Genomic DNA, 17,838 nt, shown 5'->3' on the forward strand with positions numbered 1-17,838 from the left:
GCGGGCCATCGCTGATGCCTCGAGCGTAGGGGTGCCGGCAGCGAAGTGGGATCGGCGATCGTCTCGCCCCCGGCGGCAGATGATTCCGGTTCCGCACGCGCGATGCCGCGCGGAGCCGGGATCACCTGGCCGACTGTGCGGATCGTTGGTCTCAGAACGCGCTACCGGAGCCGGGCAGCAGCCACGCGATGCCGGGCCAGACGCCGAACGGGCTGCCCCAGTAGCCGAACGGGCTACCCCAGTAGCCGCCGTAGCCGCCCCATCCGCCGTAGCCACCCCAGCCGCCGTAGCCGCCGTGGCCCCACCCTCCGTGGCGGTGCCAGCCGCCGTGGATCTCGTCGGCCTGGGCCACCTGTGTAACGGTCGGCTGCGCCACAGCGGGTGCGGCGACCGCGGGCACGGCGGCCGCGGCAACGGGGGTCAGTGCGAGCGCGGCGACCATCGCCACGCGGACAACCGCTCGCCGGGCGCGTCCGGTCTCGACGTCGTGAATCATCGGTACTTCCTCACTTCGGTACGTCATCGTCCGGTCGGTGACCGATTCGGAGGTCATCGACCCAATCTCACCACCACGCATCGTACCGTTGAATAACGGTACGTTCAATGTGGTTCGGTCGTGCGAAAATTCGCGGCACGTATGTCGGCGCTCGTGCCGGGCGGTCACGCTGGGTACCGTCGGGTCAGCGGACACTCGAGAGGAGTCGACTGATGGCGACCAGTGCCGACGTGCTGACCGACGCTTACGAGCGGATCAGGGAGGTGGTGCACGAAGCGGTCGACGGACTAGGGGAGGACATCCTCGCTCACCGCATCGATGCCGGCGCCAACTCGATCGCGTGGTTGATCTGGCATCTGACTCGTGTGCAGGACGACCACATCGCGGATGTGGCCGGTATCGAGCAGGTCTGGACCGCCCATGGCTGGTACGACCGCTTCGGGCTACCCATCGACAAGGGCGCGACCGGCTACGGCGACCAGCCCGCCGACGTGGCGGCGGTCCGAGCGCCCGCCGAGTTGCTCACGGGGTATTACGACGCGGTGCACGAACAGACGCTGCGCTTCGTCCGGGGACTGGTGGACGGCGATCTGGACCGCGTCGTGGACACCCGATGGGATCCGCCGGTGACCCTGGGTGTGCGGCTGGTCAGCGTGATCTCGGACGATCTGCAGCATGCGGGTCAAGCGGCATTTCTGCGCGGCGTGCTGGAACGAACGAGATAACCGGCACCGGGAAGTCGCCGGCCCTGCGCGGCCCGCGCTGTGACGTAAGTTGATGCCGCGCAAGCCGAATGTTCACAGAGAGTGCCGCCGTGGTCGTGAAGAGTGTTCTGGTCGGTGTCGCCGTGCTCGTTCTCGTGGGAGTCGTCGTGCTCACGGTGGTCGGCGCGCACTGGTATATATGGCGGCGACTCGTGCGGGACACGACCACAGCGGGGTCCCGCACGCGTCGCGTCGGCACCGCCGTTGTTTTGGCAGGACCCTTGCTGCTGTTGGGCACGACGGTGGCGGAGTTGGCGTCCGCTCCGTTCGCGTTGATCCGGATCATCGCCTGGCCCGGCTACCTGTGGGGCGCGTTGTTCATATACCTGCTGCTCGCGCTGGTGGCCGGCGAGCCGATTCGAGCTTTGGCGCTGCGCTGGTCTGATCGAGGCCGGGTGCCACGCGAACCGAAGACACATGCGGAAACCGGGTTCGCGTCGGAGTCCGTGGCGGGAGCCGGGTTGGGACCGGGTTCCTCGGCGGGAGCCGTGCAGGAGTCGTTGGCGGGGGCCAGGTCTGAGCTGGAGTTCCCAGCGGGAGCCGGGCTGGGGCCCGAGTCGTCGGCGAGGCCGGAGTCGCTGGCGAGGGCCGGGTCTGAGCTGGAGTCTTCAGCGGAAAGCGGTTCCACCTCGGCGAGAACCGTCTCCGCTCCGGAGTCCCCGCGGGGCACGACCGCTCCGGCCGAGTCCCCGCTGACCCGGGTGCCGCGCCGTGTCTTCGTCGCGCGGGTGATGGGTGGCGCCGCCGTCGCGGCGGCCGCGACCACGGTCGGCATCGGCGCCCATGGCGTGCTGGACGGACCCAGTGTGAAGCGGGTCGCCGTGCCGCTGGCGAAGTTGCCGCGCCGAGCGGACGGGTTCCGCATCGCGGTGGTGAGCGACGTGCATCTCGGCCCGACCCTGGGACGCGGCTTCGCCGAACGCGTGGTGCGCACCGTCAACGACACCCGGCCCGACCTCATCGCGGTCGTCGGCGACCTGGTGGACGGCAGCGTCGAACACCTCCGCTCGGCCGTCGAGCCGCTGGCCGGACTGCGTGCCCGCCACGGTGCGTTCTTCGTGACCGGGAACCACGAGTACTTCTCCGGCGCCGAGCAGTGGGTGGAGCATGTTCAGGAACTCGGCATGCACCTGCTCGCGAACGCCCGTACCGAACTGCCCGGCTTCGACCTGGCGGGCGTGAACGACGTGCAGGGCGAGCGAACCGGACAGGGCCCGGACTTCGGCAAGGCGCTCGGCGACCGCGACCGCACGCGCACCGCCGTGCTGCTGGCGCACCAGCCCGTGCTGATCGAGGACGCGGTGGCGCACGGCGTCGACCTGCAGCTGTCCGGCCACACCCACGGCGGCCAGCTCTGGCCGGGCAATTACCTTGCGGGCCTGGCGAATCCGACCGTCGCCGGGCTGGAACGGTACGGCGACACCCAGCTGTACGTCACGAGAGGGGCCGGGGCGTGGGGCCCGCCGGTGCGGGTCGGCGCACCGTCGGACATCACCGTCGTGGAACTCGTATCGCTCCAGGCTTGAACGCCGCACTCGCGGGTCAGCCGAACAGGCCGCCCAGCACACCGCCGCTCTGGCCGGCCTCCTGCCCGCCGCCGGTGCCTCCGACGAAACCGCCCGGCGGCAGCTCCGACGGCTGCACGATGACGAAGCCGCGTCCGGAGAACGACAGCGTCATCCCCTCGCCGGTGCTGCGGCCCATCAGCCTGCCCAGCCCGAACGAATCATTGCGTTTGATGCCGGTCTGCAGGCTCGACGACCACGCCACCGCCGCCTGCGGATCGGCGTAGGTCGGCTGGTCGACGTTGAGCACCACGGGCGTACCGTGCGTGGTGATGGCGATGCGGCCGCGGCCGGTGAAGACGCAGTTGAACAACCCGGCGTTGCTCGCGAATCCGGCGGCGCCCTGCACCATCCGGATGTCGTAGCGCAGGCCGGAATCGAAGGCGAGCACATTGGCGCCGTTGATGGTGAGGCCGTCGGTGCCGTCCAAATCAATGGTGTGCACGTCGGCGGCGCCGTTGGCGACGAACAGGTCGCCGCGCCCGGACACCTTCATCAGCGGAACGCCCTCACCGGTCAACCGCTGCTGGATCGCCCGGCCGATCCCGCCCGCGCCGAGCGCCTGGAACTGCAGATCGCCCTGGTAGGCGACCATCGATCCGGCCCGAGCCATGACCTCGCCGTTGACGGCCACCTTGATCATCTTGCCGCCCTGCTTCTGGATGCCCGCGCCGGTGACTTCGGCGTGGCTGGGGGCGAACAGTTCGCTCTGCATCGGCAGCGCTCCTTGCTGAGGTGAGGGCATCGGTGGTGGCGGCACCGCGGCGGCCGGCGCGGAATAGGCCGGTTGCGGTGGATAGGCGGGCGGGGGCGCGGGTTGGTACGCGGGAGGTGGCGCAGGTTGTTGTGCCGGGGGCGGCGCAGGTCGGTATGCCGGTGCGGGAGCGGGTGACGAGGTCGGCTGGGCCGGTTCATCATCGATGTTCACACCGAAAGCCGTTGCGATACCAGCCAAACCGTTGTCGTACCCCTGGCCGACCGCACGCACTTTCCATCCGCCGCCGCGGCGGTAGATCTCGACGCACACCACGGCGGTCTCGGTGCTCAAACCCGTCATGGGAAAGGCGAGTGTGCTCGACGAAGACGCGATTGTCGCGCGCAGTGAGCCCGCGGCGGCGAAAGTCGGTGGCCCGCTGCCGTCGAGGCTCGCGGTGACCACGACGCGGTCCACGTCGCTGGGCAGCGCGCCGGTCTGGATGTCCACCACGTCGCCCGCGCCCTGGCCGTGCCGGTAGGTGACGCCCGGGGCGACCGGTTGATTGAAGAACACGAAATCGGCGTCGGAGCGCACGCGCCCCGCCGAGTTCAGCAACAGCGCCGATACGTCGACGGGAGCCGAGCAGGTGACGGTGACCGCCAGCCGGTCGCCGGGCGCGGGGCGGTTCTCACCGCGGGCGAGATCGGTCACGGCAGGCCGTCCGATCCGCGGCGGTGCCGGGTTGACATGCGATTCACGGGCTCCAGTGTGTCGTGCGCCCGCAACCCGCGCCACACGCGTACCCGGAATGGGCAGCCACCAGGCGTTTTCTTGCCACGCAGCCCCATTCGCTCGGGCCGGGCTTGCTGGTCGGGTGCGGTACCGGCAACTGCTGCCGACCGGACCGAACAGGGACAACAGCGTCGCATGGCGCCCGCGTCGACGTGAGCCGGCGCGAGGTCGCCACGACGCGGGCGGATCGCCATCTGTGCGCGAGCGGCAGGGAACGTATCCGCGCCTTCATCGCGTGATGGGGGAGCGCGCGGTAGCGATCGAGCGGAGGTGCCGAATCCGCCTGGCTGCTACGGCGAATCCCCGTGACCCGGAAGAGCCCGGCCGGGTCTGCCGGGCTCGAGGCTGGTCAGAGGACTTCGGCGTACATGGTGCCGTCGAGGATGCCGAACTCGACCTGTCCGGGGAACAGGGGCAGCGCGCCGGTGGCGTGCTTGGTGTGGTTGAGGGCGATAGTTTCGGTGGCCCACCGGTGCAACGGCTCGGGTAGCCGCAGAACCCGGTGGTCGGTGCAGCGAACATAGGGATAGGTGATCTCGCCCGGCCGGGCGAGCGGGTTGTGGATGTCGAGCGCGGCGATGTCCAGGACCAGGCCGGTCTGCTTGGCGGAGGCGACGGTCGGTGGCTGCAGTTCGATGTCGTCCATGACCGAAGACGGTAGCTCGAAGGATGCCCAATGCGGGTGATTCCCACTGAATGTCCTTCGGATTTCATCGAAAATGGGGGACGGCGAGGTTCATCTATTCGGGTGAACCCCACCGCTACCACCAGCGATCGCGGCACGCTTGGGCGTGCGGTGCCGCGCCGGATGTCCCGGAGCCACCGGGACGGTGACGAGCCTAAGCGACGCTGAAGATTCGCGGAGGCGTTTCCGCGGATTCGGCAGGAGTTGCCGACCGGCCCGCATCCGGGGGCAACCGGTCGGTAACCGCCGTCGGAATGTCCGGTTTCCGGCAGCCGGGCTTACTATGCCAGCGGCGTGAAACAAGCTGTGCGCGTTGCTTATCCGGCACGGCTGCGTGCTGTTCGGTCTATTTTCAGGAGGGTGGAAGACGTGCTCTATGTAGTCATCGCGGCCATTGTCGTGACCTTGTTGGCCGTGTCGGCCGTGGCGATGGTGTGGGATCCGCGCCGCCGTGCGGAGTCGGACGAATACGACTACGAGTACGACATGAACGAGGACGACGCCCTGGCGGACGAGTACGCCCGCCCGCGCAATGTCGAATGGCCGCGCAAGGAGAGCGTCTGATCGGCGGCAGCGGCCGCCCCGCAGGCGGTGGCAACCCTGGCGCCCAGCCGAGTGTGGCTGGGCGCCATTCTTTTTCGGCGAACTCCGCGCGAAGGTTGGGATCCGGTCACGCCACGGTGAAGTCGCGCCACGACGCGTGCAGTCCCTGCCCGCGCAGCGACGTGCTGCGCCCGTCTTCGATCGGATGCAGGGTGATGATGCCGAAACCGATCTGCACCGTCTCCGGCAACTGCGGCGCGCGCGTGGTGTACACCGGGATGTCGTCGACGTACCAGCCTGCGGTGCCCGCGGCACGGTCGATGGTGACGCTGTAGCGGTGGAACTCGCCGGGTTTGATGTCGACCCCTGCCAAGGGAGCGTGCACGACGTGGGTGAACGCCTCCTCCGCGGGGACGACGCCCGGCACGAACAGCCGCTCGTGAATGGCGTACGCGTGCCTGCTCGTCGCGATGAGGTCGAAGACCTGGGCGCTGCTCATGTCGAGGACGTTGAACGCGGCGAAGCCGTCCCGGTAGTCCTCGCCGGTGACGCCGATGTTCTCCGCCGCCAGCTCGACCGCGAAGGTCCGCGGTCCGCCGGTGAGATCGAATGTTTCGGTCGACACCAGCAGATGCTTCGGGTTGTCCAGAATCTGGACCTCGGCGTGGGATCGGGTGAAGGCGTCGATCCGGACCGATACCGCGCCCTCGCCGACCTCGGTGCGGGCGGCCGGGTCGGCGTAGCGCCACGTCTGGTCCGGTCCGAGGGGGACTTCGAGGAAGCGCCACCGGTCTTCGCGTAGATCCGGTCCGCTCAGGTCGTCGTATATCATCGCGGCAGTTACCTTTCAGCCGATTCGTTCGGGGGGATCCGATAGGTCGTCCTCGGTCGCCCGGCGGCGCAGGGGGGTCACGACGCCGTTCGACGATCCGGACTTGTAGCCGACGCCGCCGAGCAGCAGACGTTCCTCCGTCAGCCGCGGCCGCAGCGCGGGCCCCATCGGCCACCAGTCGTCGAGTTCGACCAGACCGGGCTCGATCAGTTCCAGATCGCCGAAGTACGAGGCGATCTGCTCCCGGGTGCGGTACCACCCGGAGCCCAGGCCCATTTCGGTGAAACGCCGTTGCAGCTCGATGGCCATCTCGTGCGCCTCGCCGCCGTCGGCGGGATCGTAGAAATGCGTGATCGCAACGTAGGAGCCGGCGGGCAGCGCATCGATGTACTGACGCATGATCCCCGCCGGATCGAGATCGTCGTCGACGTGGTGCAGGATGCCGCACAGGATCAGCGCCAGCGGTCGGGTGAGGTCGAGGTGCTGGGTCACCTCGGAGTTCGCCAGCAGGGTTTGCGGGGCGGTCAGATCCGCGGGCACGAAATGGGTGAACTCGTTGCGCTCGAGCAGTACGCGGCCGTGGATGTTGCACACCGGATCGTTGTCGACGTACACCACGCGCGCCGCGGGATTCTGCTGTTGCGCGATCTCGTGTGTGTTGCCGACGGTGGGCAGACCCGCGCCGATGTCGAGGAATTGACCGATGCCGACGGTCCCGGCCAGATAGCGCACGACGCGGTGCAGCCAGCGGCGATTCATGCGGGCCACGTCGCTCTGCCGCGGTGCGACTTCGGCGACTCGGTCGCGTACGTAGCGGTCTACTTCGTAGTTGTCCTTGCCACCGAGGGTGGCGTCGTAGACGCGGGCGATGCTCGCGCGAGTCGTGTCCACGCCTACCGGCGCGCGGACACCGGTCTGGGGAGCGGGATCGGACATGGAGACCTCTCTCTAGTTTCCGTCGCCTGGCTCACCAGCCTAGGGACCGCCGAATCGGGGAGCAATCCGTGCGGATGCATTCGGCCAGTGCTGCTTTCGTGAACCCATGGTGGTCTTGCCGAGCGCGACCGAGCATGGGAACCGGTCGGTATTCATCGGTTGCGGGCGATGACTCAGGACGCGCCGGGCCGGTACAGCACCCGTCCGGGCAGCCACCCGCCCTGGACATGCGTCACGCGCCACCAGTCGATGTGCACCTCCACCGCCTCGATGGGCGTGGACAAGAACGGTTCGATCTGTGGCTCCTTCCGTAACAGCGTCCGGAACGTCTCCTCCCGTTCGCTCGCGCCGGTGCGGACCACGGCCGTGCCGAGGCCTTGTGCGAACGGGTTGAGGAATCCGTCGGGGACGACCTTGACTCCGATGCTGGGATTGGCGCGCAAGCAGTCCAACGTCCGTCCGCCCGACTCGAGCACGAGCGTCAAGCGGAACGGATCGCCGTTCAGCTCGGCGAAGAACGCGTTCGAGCACCAGTTCACGCCCGCTTTCGACGTGGCGAGGTCGATGCTGGTGAAGCCGAGGACACCGGTCAGCTTGTCCTGGATGTCCTGATCGGTGATCCGCACGTCGTTCGATGTCATGTCGGGCTCCGTGGTGGGGGACGGGTTCAGGTTTTGCGGCCGACGCCGCCGAGCATGAGACGTTCATCCGGCCACGGCGTGCGCAGCGCTGGGCCGCCGGGCCACCATTCGTGCAACTCCACCAATCCCGGTGGAACCATCTCCAATCCGTCGAAGAAAGCCTGGATCTCCGCGCGGGTGCGCCAGCGTCCGGTGCCGAGGCCCCCGTCGTGCAGTGCTCGTTCGGCCAGTCTGGCCAGCGCGTGCAGTTGTTCGCTCTCGGCGGCCGGATCGAAGAAGTGGCTGATCATCACATAGGAACCAGGGGCGAGGCGATCGATATACCGCCGCATGATGCCCGCGGGGTCCCGATCGTCGTCGACGTGGTGCAAGGTGCCGCACTGCATCAGCAGCACCGGTCGGGTCAGATCGAGGTAGCCGTTGACCGCGGGGTCGTCGAGCACGTCGTCCGGCCGGGTCAGGTCCAGGTCGAGAAAGTGCGTGCGTTCGTTGGCTTCCAGCAGCTTGCGCCCGCGCGCGGCGCAGATCGGGTCGTTGTCCACGTAGACCACCGCGACCTCGGCGCCGAGTTCCTGGGCGACCTCGTGGGTGTTCTTCTGCGTGGGCAGCCCACTGCCCAGATCGAGAACCTGGTCGACGCCCGCCGACCGCGTGACGTACCGGACCACCCGCTCGAGCCAGCGCCGATTCGCGGCGCCGACGTCGTCCTGGTGCGGCACCGCCTTCTTCAAGCGCTGGTACACCTGCCGGTCGGACTCGAACCAGTCCGTCCCGCCGAGGGCATAGTCGTACACCCGCGCGATACTGGGTATCTCCGGGTCCACACCCGCTAGTCGGGTCGATCCCTCTGCCGACGTCATGGCGCTCCTCCTCCGCGTGGCCACCGTCGGGGGCGACTCTACGCACAGCCGTCTCGGCGCGCCGGGGAATCCGGCCCGGATATTGCGTTGGCGCTCTTGCGAATCCATTCGTGCGTATCCGATTCGCGGCGCGCGCTCGCGTCCGGGCCGGCGTTTGCGTGCGGCCGAGTAGGATCGTCAGCCGACGTTCCGACAGCTGTGATGGTGGAGGCACTACGCCGCGCGGTCTAACCCCCGATCGGCCGGAGGCATGCATGACCAACGACGAGGACAGTGGTGACAACGCCGAATTCCCTGCGGCAGAACGTGGTCCGACGGTACTGCGGATCGCGCTCGGCAGCCGGTTGCGTCAGCTGCGCGAGGGCTGCGGAATCAGCAGGGAGGCGGCGGGCGACGCGATCCGTGGATCGCATGCCAAGATCAGCAGGCTGGAGCTGGGCCGGACCGGGTTCAAGGAACGCGATCTGCACGACCTGCTGAACCTCTACGGAGTTGTCGAGCCCGCTGAACGCGAAACGTACTTCGAACTGGCTCGGCGGGCCAACGACCCGGGGTGGTGGCAGCACTACAGCGATCTGCTCCCGGCGTGGTTCGAGACCTACATCGGCCTCGAACAGGCCGCCACCACGATCCGCACCTACGAGGCGCAGTTCGTCCCCGGGCTGCTGCAGACCGCCGATTACGCACGGGCGGTGATCCAGCTGGGCAATACCGACGAGACCGAACGCCGCGTCGCCATCCGCATGCGCCGCCAGCAGATCCTCTACCGTGCCGCCGCTCCCACGCTATGGGCTGTCATCGACGAGAACGCGCTGCGCAGGCCGGTCGGCGGAGTGGAGGTGCTGCGCGAGCAGATCGAGCATCTGGTCGCGATGGCCGACCGTCCCAGCATCCGGATCCAGGTGCTGCCGTATGCGGCGGGTGGGCACTCCGCCGCGGGCGGCCCGTTCAGCATCCTCCGGTTTCCCGAGCCCGAGCTGCCCGACATCGTCTACACCGAGCAGCTCACCAGTTCCCTGTATTTCGACAAACAGCGCGATGTCGAGCTGTACATGTCGGTCATGAACCGGATCAGCGTGGAGGCGCTTTCCCCGGCCGAGAGCGTGCGCTTCCTGCGCGAGCTGCTCACCGAGCCGCAATCCGGCGAATAGGACTGACTCGATCGTCGTTTCCGAGTGCGGTATCCGTGCTCCACGTGTGTGCGCCGGCTCGGCGCGGGAAGTTTGCCAAAAGGGTCGCGGGCGACCGAGGAGTCGCCGCGGCGTGCTGTCGATGGCGGGACGGCGTCGTGCGTTCGGAAACCGGTCGGTCGGCGCGGAGCGGCGGAGAGCAAAGGCTCCGAATCGAATCCTCGCTGCGTGAGGTGAAATCCGTTGTCGTCGGCGAGAACTCGGTGAAATGCGATCGGCGGAAGGTAACAGTTCGATATCGGCGCATTGCATCCGATACTGATTTGTTATCGATCAGCCTGCGTTCACCTCGATTTTCGAGGTTTTCGAGACCGGTGGCGCCAATGCACATGCACGCGCGCATGTACGTACCGATGGACGATCACCGATGCGACGCGGCCGCCGTGGTGTGGCAGTATCCCTGTCGAGGTCGGGGTCTGAGGATCGGCTCGGGCACTGGCTGGTTCGGCCACGGCGACCCCAACGCGAGTTGGGGTCGCCGGCGGAGCCGTCGCGAACCGCTCCGATGTCCGGATTGCCGATAGTTCACGGCGTCAGCACGATCCGGATCGGATTGCCCTCCTTGCTTTCCAACGCGTGTACCGCTTTGTCCGCTTCGGACAGGGGGAGCACGGCACTCACCGACTTGGCGAAATCGAGCCGATGCGCGCGGCGCAGGCGCACGAGTTCGAGCACATGGTCGGGCTCGGAGCCGTAATGCCCGCGCAGCTGTTGCTGCCGAAAACTGAAGATGGTGCCGTTGGTGATCGTGATCGGCTTGTCGGTGAGCCCGACCAGCACCAAGCGTCCCTCGTCGGCGAGACATCCGACGGCTTGTTCGCGCACGGGCGCGAAGCCGGCGAAGTCGAACGCGGCATCGAGTCCCGCTCCCGCGGTGGCGGCGTACACCTTTTTCGCCAGTTCCGGGTCGGACGGATCGAGTGCGAGGTCCGCCCCGAATTCGAGCGCGCGCTGCCGGGCGGCGGGCAAGGGATCGACCGCGATGATCGGCGCGGCGCCGATCAGCCGGAGCAACTGCACCCCGTGCGCGCCGAGCCCGCCCACGCCCCACACGCCGGCCGACTCCGCGGCCCGCACCTGACCGGTACGGGTGATGGCGGCCCACGGCGTCGATACCGCGTCGGGGATGAAACAGGCCTGCTCGAACGGTAGGTCGTCGGGAATCGGCACCAGGGTGTCCGCGGTGGCCAGCGCGTATTCCGCCCAGCCGCCGTCGTAGTCCACGCCGCGGGTGTAGGTTTTGCCGTCCCGGATCTCGCCCGCCTGCAACAATACCCGGTCGCCCGGCTGGGGACCCTGCACCTCGGGCCCGAGGGTGTGCACCGTACCCGCGACCTCGTGCCCGAGGGTGACCGCGTCGCCGGCCAGGTACATCGGCGACAGCACGCCCTCGATGAGGTGGACATCCGACAGGCAGACACCGGCGGCCGCCACCTCGATCAGTACCTGACCCCGGCCCGGGGTCGGCACCGGGACGTCCTCCAGGCGGAACCGATGCCCGTCGGCGGCACGCGGGAACAGTCGTCCAGCAAGCATGTTCAACTCCTCAGCAGGCCGATCGGTTGATGTGCGCCGCGCGTTCCGGGGCGATCGATCAGGGCGTCCATGTGAGGCGGCCGCCCTCGAAGTCCTGGGCTTTCCCGTTCTCGAAGTCGTACTCGTCGCTGGTGGGGTAGCCGTAACGCCCGGCTTCGCCCCCCGCGGCCTCCCAGTTCTCGCGGATGGATCCCCAGACGACATGGGCGCCGGTGCGCGGGGCGTAATAGATGGCGCCGCCGCCGAACAGGTTGTAGCGGCCGTTGCCCGCGCGGGCGGGGGATTCGTCGGTGATGGGGAACCCGAGCGGGCTGCTCTCCCAGCCGAAGGAACCCCACTTGTCGCGGATCACGCCGCCGATCTGATGCGCGGCGGTGCCGAGCGACCAATAGATCGACCCGTTCTGAAAGACGCTGTAGCTTCCCGGCTTCGATGGTGTCGCCACCTCCCGCGCCACGGGGTAGCCGAGCGCTCCGCCCTCGTAACCGAGATTGCCCCATTTGTCGCGGATGGCGCCACCGACCTGACGGGCGCCGGTGTCGGGGTGCCAGTAGATGGACGAGCCGCGCTCGAACGCTTGGTAGCGGCCGCCGCGCGCGGCGGAGTCCTCGGGTGTGACGGGGTCGCCGAAAAACGCGGGCCCACCGGCCTCGTCGTACTCCGCTTCGATCGCCCCGCCCACGTCGTAGGGGCCGATCGGGCGCGCCGCCGCATCGGGGAGGATGCCTGCGAGCAGAATGCCGAGCGCGGCGACGATGGCGAGCGCGCCGCGGGTGCGCGAGTGGTTCGGGCGACGGTGCCGTGCCAAAGTGAACTCCTGTGCATCTCGGGTGGGTGCGGGATGGAGCTGAAGCTTTCGGTCGGCGTGCGGAGATCAAGTTACCTCGCCGGGTCGCGATGCGGAGCGATACGAGGTACTCGAATGCCCTGGTGTCGTGCGGTGCGGTGGACGGCGGCCATCCAACTCATCCTGGGCTCCGAACAAACTGGCGGTGCTACCGTGCCCACGGTCGCGCCTTCTCGGATACGGTGCCGCCGGGGCAGGGTGCCCGCACCCTGCCCCGGCGGTGTCATGAACGGAACATGTTGCCGGGCAAGGGGTAAGTCCGATTTCAGCGGAGGACGTTCGCCGCCTCGGCGGCGATGGTCGCGGCGACCGCACCGAGGGCGGGGGAGTCCAGACGCCACTGCTGCCAGTACAGCGGGACATCGATGACGACGCCGGGATCGATCGAGACCAAGCGGCCGTCGGCTCGGCCGTCGCGGGTCTGCAGATCGGGGAGCATCCCCCAGCCGAGCCCGAGCCGGACCGCCTCGGCGAATCCGGTGGACGACGGCACATAGTGGCGTGGCGGATTCAGCGGTTTGCGACCGCGCCTGCGCAGCAGGCGATCCTGCAGGTCGTCTTTGCGGTCGAACAGCACGACCGGAGCCGCGGCGTAGGACTTCGCCGTCGCCCCGTCGGCGAACCAGCTGGCGGCGAATTCCGGACTCGCCATCGGCCGGTAGCGAATCGCTCCGAGTCGATCGACCTTGCAGCCCTGCACCGGCTGGGCGGTCGAGGTGATCGCCGCCATCACGGTGCCGTCGCGCAGCAGACGCGTGGTGTGTTCCTCGTCCTCGCGATGGATCTCGAAGCACACGCCGCGCGGTGCGCGGGCCAGCGCGGGCAGCACCCAGGTCTCCAGGGAATCGGCGTTGACCGCGATGGGCACCCGGATCGGGCCGTCGGAGGGTTCGCCGCCGAGTTCGCGTGCGGTATCGCCCGTCAACAACTGGATCTGCCTGGCCAAGCGCAGGACGGCCAGCCCCGATTCGGTGGCGCGCACCGGTTTCGTGCGCTGCACGAGGATCCGGCCCGCGGCGTCCTCCAGCGCCTTGATCCGCTGACTGATCGCCGACGGCGTGACACTCAGCCGTCGGGCCGCGGCGTCGAAGGTCCCCTCGGTGATCACGGCGTCGAGTGCGCGGAGCTGGTCGAGCTGGAGATCCATATTAAGGAAGCGTAATGATAGATAAGAATCTTTAGCTTGTCTGGGTATGATCCGCGGCCTTAGCGTCGCTGGACGTGAGCGTTTCCTCGGCGGTGGTGGCGGCCGTGTCAGGTTTGGGCTTCGGCCTGTCGTTGATCGTGGCGATCGGTGCGCAGAATGCGTTCGTGCTGCGGCAAGGGATCAGTGGCAGGCACGTACTCGCGGTGGTGACGGTGTGCGCGGTGTCCGACATCGTGCTGATCGCGGCCGGGGTCGGCGGGTTCGGCGTGGTCGTGCAGTCGGCCCCGGGGGTGCTCGTGGTGGCGCGTTACGCCGGGGCGGCGTTCCTGATCGGCTATGCGGTGCTGGCGGCACGGCGGGCGTTCGGCTCCGCCGCGCTGAGCGCCGAATCCGGGCGGACCACCGCGGCGCTCGGCGCGACGGTGGTCACCTCCCTCGCGCTGACCTGGCTCAACCCGCACGTCTACCTGGACACCGTGGTGCTGCTCGGCTCCCTCGCCAGCACGTACGCGAGCCCGGATCGCTGGTTCCTCGGCGCGGGGGCGATGCTGGCCAGCGTGCTGTGGTTCACCGCACTGGGCTTCGGCGCGCGCCTGCTCGGCCCGCTGTTCGCCCGTCCGCGCGCGTGGCGCGTGCTGGATTCGGTGATCGCGGCGGTGCTGCTCGTCCTCGGGCTGGGACTGTTGTGCATCGGGTGAAGGCCGCGCTCACAACTGCTCCTTGATCTTCGCGGCGAACTCGTAGCCGGCCTGCCACTCCGGGCCGGGAAGGGCGAGGACGACGCGCGCCGCGCCCGCCTCCGCGTAGGCGGACAGTTGCTCGGCGGCCTGACCGGGATCGGTGGCCAGCGGGGGCGCGACGACCGTCACAGTGAGCGGCGGACGGCCGTATTCCGCAGCGAGTGCGGACAATTCGGCTACGTGCGCGCCGATCTCGCTCGGCTCGAGTCCGATGGCGACCCAGCCTTCGGCATAGGCGGCGGCGCGCCGCCGCGCCCGTTCGGCGTCGCCCGCGACGAGCACCGGCGGCATGGTCGCACCTGGCGCCAAGGCGACCTCGGTGCCGTCCGGAAGGACGACCGGCCGCCCGGCGACCAGATCGGGCAGCAGACTCAACGCCTCGTCCGTGCGGCGGCCGCGCTCGGCGAAGGACGCGCCCGCGGCACGCCACCCGACATCCCCGTGCGCCGGGTTGCCGGTGCCGACACCGAGGATCAGCCGGTCACCGGAGACGTACTGCAGCGTGGCGATCTGCTTCGCGGCCCAGGCGACCGGCCGCAAGGCCAGCAGCATCACGCCGTACCCGATGCGGATGCGATCGGTCGCGGCGGCGGCGGTGGCCAGCACCACGGTGCTGTCCAGGATCGGCGCGCTGGCCACGAGATGATCGGTGGACCATACCGAGTCGAGGCCGCTCGCTTCGGCCAGGCGAGCGGCGGCTCGCGCGTCGCCGAGGATGGGTTTCGCGGGGTCCGGCGTCGAGGTGGGCAGGATGATGCCGATTTCCAAGGTCATGCTTCCGACGCTACGAACACCTCGCGTCCGAGCCAATGTTCCGCTCGCTCGAGTCGATATCCCGGACGCTCACATCGATTCGGCTGCCGCGTAGCGAGTTTCGGCGACCGCCTCCGGTGCGGGCCGCAGGCGGGCACGGATGACGTGGGCCGACCGTATGTCGCGGACCGGCCGATGCGAGTCGGCGAGCAGTGTGGTCCGCGCGACATTCCGGATCGGTCGGACTCGCGGGAGGGCAGCGCATCGACCAGCGGTCGGGACCGTAGCCCGGCCGAACGCGGTGTCGTGGCCGATATCGGCGTGGTCGCGAGCGTAGCGGGCATGACCGCGCTCGAGCGCGCTGGATCTGGAGCCGGACACTGGAGGCGAACGGCGGCTTCTTCCTCCGGTCGGAATCGCTGCGGCGGTGGTCGTCGGACACGAACCGACATCGGCGGGTGGCGCCCGCGCTCGAGGCTAGGGTGGGCGCATGGTCGAGTCGACGCGAATCGTGCTTGCTTCCCGGCCGGTGGGTGCGCCCACCGCGCAGAATTTCCGGACCGAGACCGCGGAACTCCCCGCTCCGGGCGAAGGCGAAGTTCTGCTGCGCACCCTGTACCTGTCGCTCGATCCGTACATGCGGGGCCGGATGAGTTCGGCGAAGTCCTACGCCGACCCGGTCGAGATCGGCGCGGTGATGGTCGGCGCGACCGTGGCCGAAGTGGTCGAATCCCGCGACCCGTCGCTGACGAAAGGCGATGTGGTCTTGGCCTATTCGGGGTGGCAGTCCCATGACGTCGTCCCGGCGCGCGGACTGCGCAAGCTCGACCCCGGCAGGATTCCGGTCTCGACCGCCCTCGGCGTGCTCGGCATGCCCGGCTTCACCGCCTACGCCGGACTGCGCAAGATCGGCAGACCCCAGCCGGGCGAGACGCTCGTGGTCGCCGCGGCCACCGGACCGGTGGGCTCGGCCGTCGGCCAGATCGCCAAGATCGACGGCGCCCGCACGGTGGGGATCGCGGGCGGCCCGCGCAAGGTCGAATATCTGAACGAACTCGGATTCGATGTCGCACTCGACCACCGCGCTCCCGATTTCGCCGAGCAGCTCGCGGCGGCGGTCCCCGACGGCATCGATGTCTATTTCGAGAACGTCGGCGGCGCGGTGGCGGACGCGGTGTACCCGCTGCTGAACACCTACGCGCGTGTGCCCGTCTGCGGGCTGATCGCAAACTACAACGTCGCCGGCGCCCCGGAGGGCCCGGACCGGCTGCCCGCCTACTACAGCCGGATCCTGACCAAGAGCCTCACGGTGCGCGGGTTCATCCAGAGCGAATTCGTCCGTGAGCTGTATCCGGAATTCTTGCGCGAGATGGGCGAGTGGGTCGCCGACGGACGCGTGCGGTACCGCGAGGACGTCGTGTCCGGCTTGGCCGCCGCACCCGAGGCGTTCATCGGCATGCTCGAGGGCCGCAACTTCGGCAAGCTGGTGGTGCGGGTCGCCGACTGATCAGCTCGCCACCGCGCCGCCGCCGATTCCGAGGTAGACCACCATCAGCACGAACAGGAACCAACCCGCGCCCTGCCAGATGGGCCAGGTCCGGCCGCGGCGCCACTGCACGTAGGTTTCGACGAAGGCGCCGATGCCGCCGATCAGCAGCACCACCGACGGCCCGAGCACCACGGCGACCTGCGCGGCGGTATCGCACAGCAGGTTGTCCGCGTCCGCGCACTCGCGCTGCGCGGCCCACAGCACGGCCAGCAGGAAGACCAGCGCGGCGGTGGCGAGCACCGAAGCGACGTAGGTCGCGGCGCGCCGGAACCCGCGCGGATCGCGCCAGCGTTTCTCGACGTCTTCGACCATGTTCACCACCTCGCCGTCCCTGGCCGCCGGTTCCTCCGACGTGATTGCCGAACGGCGGCGGCTCAAACGCCGCTCAGGGTTTGCGTCCGACGCCGGCCAGGTACCAGGCGGACCGCGTCGCGGCCGGGGCGACATCCGTGTCCGGGCGCCACGCGTCCACCGGAACGATTCCCGGCTCGACGAGTTCCGTTCCGGCGAAGAAGGATTCGGTCTCCGCGTGGCTGCGCGGCTGGAACGCGATGCCGGCCTGCTGAGCGGCTGCCGCCGCGCGCGCCATCGGGCGCGGGTCGAAATCGCCGGTGAAGTGGGTGAGCACCAGATAGCTGCCGGACGGGGCCGCGTCCAGCAGTCGGCCGACGACACCGTACGGGTCGTCGCTGTCGCGGAAGAACATCATGACCGCGACCAGCAGGATCGCGATGGGCCGGTCCTGGTCGAAGGTATCGGCCAAGGCGGGTGCGTCCAGGATGGCGCTCGGATCGCGCAGATCCGCGTCCAGGAAGGCGATCCTGCCCTGCGGCGTGCTCGCCATCAGTGCTCTGGCGTGAGCGAGCACGAGCGGATCGTTGTCGACATAGACCACCCGCGCGGCCGGATCGGTGTGTTGGGCCACCTCGTGCGTGTTGCCCGCGGTGGGGAGACCGGGGCCGATGTCGAGGAACTGATCGATGCCCGCCTCGCAGGCCAGATGGCGCACCGCCCGGCCGAGGAACGCGCGGTTGGCGCGGGCCATGTCGCGGATACCGGGGATGTGCATGGCGACCGTGTCGCCGAGGGCGCGGTCGGCGGGGTAGTTGTCCTTGCCCCCGAGCCAGTAGTCGTACACCCGTGCCTCATGGGGGAGGCTCGTGTCGAGCTTGGTCGACGATCCGGCGCGCACTTGCGCGTGACCGTCCGGCATGGCGACTCCTTTCCCGGCGACGCAGGACCGGCGCCGCACCCCTGTCGCCTCC

19 protein-coding genes are annotated in these 17,838 nt (G+C 68.9%); 6 read left to right on the forward strand and 13 right to left on the reverse strand.

Annotation, left to right across the window (positions count from 1 at the left end; all coding sequences use genetic code 11):
* Positions 1–151 precede the first annotated feature (151 nt).
* Complete coding sequence (locus ACL03I_RS16455) at positions 152–553, reverse strand: hypothetical protein (RefSeq protein ID WP_412806368.1); 402 nt, start codon at positions 551–553, stop codon at positions 152–154.
* Between the two features lie 155 nt (positions 554–708).
* On the opposite strand from ACL03I_RS16455, the gene ACL03I_RS16460 reads away from it, so the two are divergent.
* Together ACL03I_RS16460 and ACL03I_RS16465 are read left to right on the forward strand one after the other, a co-directional pair.
* Positions 709–1,221, forward strand: coding sequence for a mycothiol transferase (locus ACL03I_RS16460; protein ID WP_355076339.1), 513 nt, complete (start codon positions 709–711; stop codon positions 1,219–1,221).
* A gap of 89 nt (positions 1,222–1,310) precedes the next feature.
* A complete protein-coding gene (locus tag ACL03I_RS16465; RefSeq protein WP_412806369.1) occupies positions 1,311–2,786 on the forward strand; it encodes a metallophosphoesterase in 1,476 nt (491 codons plus the stop codon).
* Positions 2,787–2,802: 16 nt separating this feature from the next.
* Here the strand turns inward: ACL03I_RS16465 and ACL03I_RS16470 are convergent, their stop codons facing one another.
* Together ACL03I_RS16470 and ACL03I_RS16475 are read right to left on the reverse strand one after the other, a co-directional pair.
* The gene (locus tag ACL03I_RS16470) at positions 2,803–4,233 is read right to left on the reverse strand and encodes an AIM24 family protein (protein WP_355076335.1); all 1,431 of its coding nucleotides are present in this window, start codon (positions 4,231–4,233) and stop codon (positions 2,803–2,805) included.
* Between the two features lie 430 nt (positions 4,234–4,663).
* On the reverse strand, positions 4,664–4,960 hold the full coding sequence (locus ACL03I_RS16475; protein WP_355076333.1) for a hypothetical protein: 297 nt from the start codon (positions 4,958–4,960) through the stop codon (positions 4,664–4,666).
* A 399-nt stretch (positions 4,961–5,359) separates the two neighbouring features.
* Here ACL03I_RS16475 and ACL03I_RS16480 point away from each other — a divergent pair, with 399 nt between their 5' ends.
* On the forward strand, positions 5,360–5,563 hold the full coding sequence (locus ACL03I_RS16480; protein WP_412806370.1) for a hypothetical protein: 204 nt from the start codon (positions 5,360–5,362) through the stop codon (positions 5,561–5,563).
* A 106-nt stretch (positions 5,564–5,669) separates the two neighbouring features.
* On the opposite strand, the gene ACL03I_RS16485 is transcribed toward ACL03I_RS16480, so the two are convergent.
* From ACL03I_RS16485 to ACL03I_RS16500, 4 genes are all read right to left on the reverse strand, one after another.
* Positions 5,670–6,374, reverse strand: coding sequence for a DUF6081 family protein (locus ACL03I_RS16485; protein ID WP_412806371.1), 705 nt, complete (start codon positions 6,372–6,374; stop codon positions 5,670–5,672).
* 15 nt (positions 6,375–6,389) lie between these two features.
* On the reverse strand, positions 6,390–7,310 hold the full coding sequence (locus ACL03I_RS16490; RefSeq protein WP_356965310.1) for an SAM-dependent methyltransferase: 921 nt from the start codon (positions 7,308–7,310) through the stop codon (positions 6,390–6,392).
* Positions 7,311–7,483: 173 nt separating this feature from the next.
* Entirely contained in the window at positions 7,484–7,951 is a 468-nt protein-coding gene (locus ACL03I_RS16495; protein ID WP_355080515.1) for a hypothetical protein, read from the reverse strand.
* A 26-nt stretch (positions 7,952–7,977) separates the two neighbouring features.
* Positions 7,978–8,811: an SAM-dependent methyltransferase gene (locus ACL03I_RS16500; protein WP_355080513.1), complete on the reverse strand. Its 834-nt coding sequence runs from the start codon at positions 8,809–8,811 to the stop codon at positions 7,978–7,980.
* A 254-nt stretch (positions 8,812–9,065) separates the two neighbouring features.
* Between ACL03I_RS16500 and ACL03I_RS16505 the strand changes: the two genes are divergently transcribed.
* Positions 9,066–9,962, forward strand: coding sequence for a helix-turn-helix domain-containing protein (locus tag ACL03I_RS16505; protein WP_355080511.1), 897 nt, complete (start codon positions 9,066–9,068; stop codon positions 9,960–9,962).
* Between the two features lie 564 nt (positions 9,963–10,526).
* Here the strand turns inward: ACL03I_RS16505 and ACL03I_RS16510 are convergent.
* From ACL03I_RS16510 to ACL03I_RS16520, 3 genes are all read right to left on the reverse strand, one after another.
* Positions 10,527–11,537 carry a zinc-binding dehydrogenase gene (locus ACL03I_RS16510; RefSeq protein ID WP_355080509.1) on the reverse strand — a complete coding sequence of 337 codons (1,011 nt, stop codon included), beginning with the start codon at positions 11,535–11,537 and terminating at the stop codon, positions 10,527–10,529.
* 58 nt (positions 11,538–11,595) lie between these two features.
* The gene (locus ACL03I_RS16515) at positions 11,596–12,345 is read right to left on the reverse strand and encodes an LGFP repeat-containing protein (protein ID WP_355080507.1); all 750 of its coding nucleotides are present in this window, start codon (positions 12,343–12,345) and stop codon (positions 11,596–11,598) included.
* A gap of 304 nt (positions 12,346–12,649) precedes the next feature.
* The gene (locus tag ACL03I_RS16520; protein ID WP_355080505.1) at positions 12,650–13,531 is read right to left on the reverse strand and encodes a LysR family transcriptional regulator ArgP; all 882 of its coding nucleotides are present in this window, start codon (positions 13,529–13,531) and stop codon (positions 12,650–12,652) included.
* Positions 13,532–13,605: 74 nt separating this feature from the next.
* Between ACL03I_RS16520 and ACL03I_RS16525 the strand changes: the two genes are divergently transcribed.
* Complete coding sequence (locus ACL03I_RS16525) at positions 13,606–14,229, forward strand: LysE/ArgO family amino acid transporter (RefSeq protein ID WP_355080503.1); 624 nt, start codon at positions 13,606–13,608, stop codon at positions 14,227–14,229.
* 9 nt (positions 14,230–14,238) lie between these two features.
* Here the strand turns inward: ACL03I_RS16525 and ACL03I_RS16530 are convergent, their stop codons facing one another.
* Positions 14,239–15,045 carry an LLM class flavin-dependent oxidoreductase gene (locus tag ACL03I_RS16530; RefSeq protein ID WP_412806372.1) on the reverse strand — a complete coding sequence of 269 codons (807 nt, stop codon included), beginning with the start codon at positions 15,043–15,045 and terminating at the stop codon, positions 14,239–14,241.
* Positions 15,046–15,514: 469 nt separating this feature from the next.
* On the opposite strand from ACL03I_RS16530, the gene ACL03I_RS16535 reads away from it, so the two are divergent.
* On the forward strand, positions 15,515–16,531 hold the full coding sequence (locus tag ACL03I_RS16535) for an NADP-dependent oxidoreductase (protein ID WP_412806373.1): 1,017 nt from the start codon (positions 15,515–15,517) through the stop codon (positions 16,529–16,531).
* On the opposite strand, the gene ACL03I_RS16540 is transcribed toward ACL03I_RS16535, so the two are convergent.
* Both ACL03I_RS16540 and ACL03I_RS16545 read right to left on the reverse strand, forming a co-directional pair.
* Positions 16,532–16,885 (reverse strand): hypothetical protein, encoded by a 354-nt coding sequence (locus ACL03I_RS16540; RefSeq protein ID WP_355080497.1) that lies wholly within the window; start codon positions 16,883–16,885, stop codon positions 16,532–16,534.
* Positions 16,886–16,958: 73 nt separating this feature from the next.
* Positions 16,959–17,786, reverse strand: coding sequence for an SAM-dependent methyltransferase (locus ACL03I_RS16545; protein WP_364433425.1), 828 nt, complete (start codon positions 17,784–17,786; stop codon positions 16,959–16,961).
* Positions 17,787–17,838 lie beyond the last annotated feature (52 nt).

The organism is Nocardia sichangensis (assembly GCF_047200615.1).
GTDB classification, from domain to species: Bacteria; Actinomycetota; Actinomycetes; order Mycobacteriales; family Mycobacteriaceae; genus Nocardia; species Nocardia sichangensis.

Coding starts and splice junctions, on each gene's coding strand:
- ACL03I_RS16455 (WP_412806368.1), bottom strand. CDS start 553: ATGACCTCCGAATCGGTCACCGACCGGACGATGACGTACCGAAGTGAG.
- ACL03I_RS16495 (WP_355080515.1), bottom strand. CDS start 7,951: ATGACATCGAACGACGTGCGGATCACCGATCAGGACATCCAGGACAAG.
- ACL03I_RS16485 (WP_412806371.1), bottom strand. CDS start 6,374: ATGATATACGACGACCTGAGCGGACCGGATCTACGCGAAGACCGGTGG.
- ACL03I_RS16520 (WP_355080505.1), bottom strand. CDS start 13,531: ATGGATCTCCAGCTCGACCAGCTCCGCGCACTCGACGCCGTGATCACC.
- ACL03I_RS16490 (WP_356965310.1), bottom strand. CDS start 7,310: ATGTCCGATCCCGCTCCCCAGACCGGTGTCCGCGCGCCGGTAGGCGTG.
- ACL03I_RS16530 (WP_412806372.1), bottom strand. CDS start 15,045: ATGACCTTGGAAATCGGCATCATCCTGCCCACCTCGACGCCGGACCCC.
- ACL03I_RS16460 (WP_355076339.1), top strand. CDS start 709: ATGGCGACCAGTGCCGACGTGCTGACCGACGCTTACGAGCGGATCAGG.
- ACL03I_RS16505 (WP_355080511.1), top strand. CDS start 9,066: ATGACCAACGACGAGGACAGTGGTGACAACGCCGAATTCCCTGCGGCA.
- ACL03I_RS16540 (WP_355080497.1), bottom strand. CDS start 16,885: ATGGTCGAAGACGTCGAGAAACGCTGGCGCGATCCGCGCGGGTTCCGG.
- ACL03I_RS16510 (WP_355080509.1), bottom strand. CDS start 11,537: ATGCTTGCTGGACGACTGTTCCCGCGTGCCGCCGACGGGCATCGGTTC.
- ACL03I_RS16535 (WP_412806373.1), top strand. CDS start 15,515: ATGGTCGAGTCGACGCGAATCGTGCTTGCTTCCCGGCCGGTGGGTGCG.
- ACL03I_RS16545 (WP_364433425.1), bottom strand. CDS start 17,786: ATGCCGGACGGTCACGCGCAAGTGCGCGCCGGATCGTCGACCAAGCTC.
- ACL03I_RS16500 (WP_355080513.1), bottom strand. CDS start 8,811: ATGACGTCGGCAGAGGGATCGACCCGACTAGCGGGTGTGGACCCGGAG.
- ACL03I_RS16475 (WP_355076333.1), bottom strand. CDS start 4,960: ATGGACGACATCGAACTGCAGCCACCGACCGTCGCCTCCGCCAAGCAG.